Source organism: Mycobacterium sp., assembly GCF_049281135.1.
Taxonomy (GTDB): domain Bacteria; phylum Actinomycetota; class Actinomycetes; order Mycobacteriales; family Mycobacteriaceae; genus Mycobacterium.
The window spans coordinates 1-2,223 of record NZ_JBAPRN010000663.1; the positions used below are offsets into that span (position 1 = coordinate 1).

4 protein-coding genes and 1 pseudogene are annotated in these 2,223 nt (G+C 66.1%); 1 reads left to right on the forward strand and 4 read right to left on the reverse strand.

The genetic code is table 11. The features are described from left to right. Positions 1-337 (forward strand): annotated as a pseudogene (locus WAN02_RS26630) (hypothetical protein); the annotation flags it as partial. A gap of 20 nt (positions 338-357) precedes the next feature. Here the strand turns inward: WAN02_RS26630 and WAN02_RS26635 are convergent. From WAN02_RS26635 to WAN02_RS26650, 4 genes are all read right to left on the reverse strand, one after another. Next, on the reverse strand, positions 358-585 hold the full coding sequence (locus WAN02_RS26635; RefSeq protein WP_422268030.1) for a hypothetical protein: 228 nt from the start codon (positions 583-585) through the stop codon (positions 358-360). A gap of 41 nt (positions 586-626) precedes the next feature. Further along, the gene (locus tag WAN02_RS26640; protein WP_422268032.1) at positions 627-959 is read right to left on the reverse strand and encodes a DUF732 domain-containing protein; all 333 of its coding nucleotides are present in this window, start codon (positions 957-959) and stop codon (positions 627-629) included. Between the two features lie 174 nt (positions 960-1,133). Continuing rightward, positions 1,134-1,889: an endonuclease VIII Nei2 gene (gene nei2 / locus WAN02_RS26645; protein ID WP_422268034.1), complete on the reverse strand. Its 756-nt coding sequence runs from the start codon at positions 1,887-1,889 to the stop codon at positions 1,134-1,136. A gap of 3 nt (positions 1,890-1,892) precedes the next feature. Then, positions 1,893-2,223 (reverse strand): hypothetical protein (locus WAN02_RS26650; RefSeq protein WP_422268036.1); only part of this gene is annotated, 331 nt, incomplete at its 5' end.

A 2,223-nucleotide genomic window follows, 5' to 3' on the forward strand; every position in this document is an offset into this window, starting at 1 on the left:
GCTGGGCCAGAGCGGGGGCGGTCTGGGCGCGCTGGGCGCAGCCGGCCTCGGCCAGGTCAGCACCTCGGCGGCGTTAGGAGCCGCGGTTCCGATGGGTAATCTCTCCGCCCCGCCCAGCGCGGCGCCCTTGCTGTCGCAACCGGTACAGCTCGCGTCGGCGGCAACGCCGCTCGGCACCGGCGGACTACCCGGTGGGATGCCGATGCCGCCACTGATGCCACCGCCGATTTCACCGGGCAGTGGCTGGCGCAAGCGCAAGGCGCAGAAGTACGAAGACATTGCGATCGGCGCCGAGCTCAAGGGCAAAGTGATTAAACCGCCGCCGTCGGCGGGATAAGCGAGATCGCCGTCAGCGACTCAGTCGCCGGAACCCGGCGGGCTGATGTGCAGAGAGCCCAGACCGTGCTGGATACCTGCATCCACTTGGCTCTTGACGTCTGATGCGCTGTCCGGCATCCCGGTGGCCGGGTTGCAGCTACAGCTGAGGGTGCCAAACTGGCTGGGTTCGGCGCCGGCCGGTGTTGCCGTGACAACAGTCGCGGCGAGCGCGATCGCGGCGCCAAACAATAATTTCTCGATGATCAAAGATGCTCCGTTGGGGTTGATACCCCAGTATGCGGAATTTTTCAGGATCCCGCATGTCGCGGGCAGAACGCCGCGATGCTGACGCCGACGAAGAATCCGGCGTGGTAGCCGTCCAGACCACTCTGCTGCATGATGTCGTTCGCGACGTCGCTCGATGCCCTGCCACCATCGAGCCCGTCGCAGACCTGATGACCGGCGATGACCGCGGCTTGTCCGGACGCGAAGGTAATCCCCTTTTCCTTCAGCGCATTCAAGAAGTTGGAGTCGACTGCGTCGGCGTGCGCACTTGGCGCGGCGATTTCCATGACGCCGCACGCGGCGAACGCGAGGACTAGGCCGGTCAGGGTTGATCGCACAGGTTTGGGCGAGCGCACTGGGGTGGTCGTCCTTTCTCATCCTGTCCGCTGAGCAGAAGCGTGAGTAGTGCTGACAGCAACCGAAACTGCTGACATTGCGATCATTGCATGCCGCGCCCGGACTTTTGAAGCGCGCAGTGCGGTCGACGCGGGTCGGGGTGATCGTTAACCGTCTAGACATGCCGTGGGTGTTCAACGTTGGCAGACAGGGCACCAGTACGCAACCCGGTCGGCACCGTCGTCACGCTTGACAGGTGTCCCGCAGCGACGGCAGCCTTGGCCCGCTCGCCCGTACACCCACAGTCGCCGGCCGGCCCGCGTGTCGCCGGTGGTACAGCGATTCTGCCGGAAGCGGTTGGCCCACAACATGTCGCGGGCGCGGGCAACCAGTCGTAGCGGGTTGGCGATCGCGCTCACCGGTGCGGTGGGCAGGTGTCCACTGACGAAGCACAATTCGTTGCAGTAGACATTGCCGATCCCGGCCATGATCCGCTGGTCCAGCAGGGCCTCGGAGATCCGCCGATCCGGGTCTACCGTCAGGTTGGCGGCGGCAATCTCGGGGTCCCAGTCCTCGCCCAGCAGATCGGGTCCCAGGTGGTCGACGACGTCGCCGTCATTGGCGCGTTCGAGTATCTCCAGCACGCCGAGGTCGATGCCAACCGCGCGGATATCGCTGGCTTCCAAGATGATCCGGACCCGGTGGTCGGTGCGGCTCGGCCGCGACGTGACGCGCCAGCTACCGTCCATCTTCAGATGCGAGTGGATGCTGGCCGGTCCGACGCGAATGAACAAATGCTTGCCCCTGCTGCACACCTCATCGACGACGTGACCGCTCAGATCGACCGTGGCATAGCGGGGAACCCGGACATCGCAGCGGGTCAGCGTGCGACCGACCAACGCTTTCCGCAGTGCCTCCGCGGTGCGGAAAACGGTGTCACCCTCAGGCATCGGCTACCGCAGCCGCAGTCCGCGCGGAGTCCGGGCGAATCCGGAATCAGTTAGGGCCGCAACCACCGTCGACGAGACTTGCGGCGCCAACACCGGCGCGCTGTTGACGCGCTCGATGAGGATGGAGCTGACCCGCCCGCCGGAAACCAGTTCGGCGAGTGCGACCGCCGCCGCATGGTTGGCTTCGGAGTCGTCGTCGGCGAAGCTCAGCAAGGACTTCCCGCCGCGTTCGAGGAACCACACCAGTTCGCCGTCGACCAGCACGACGAGCGCTCCGGCCTTGCGGCCCGGCCGGGCCCCGCTGTCGCCGTCCGGTGAGCGTGACGGCCAGGCC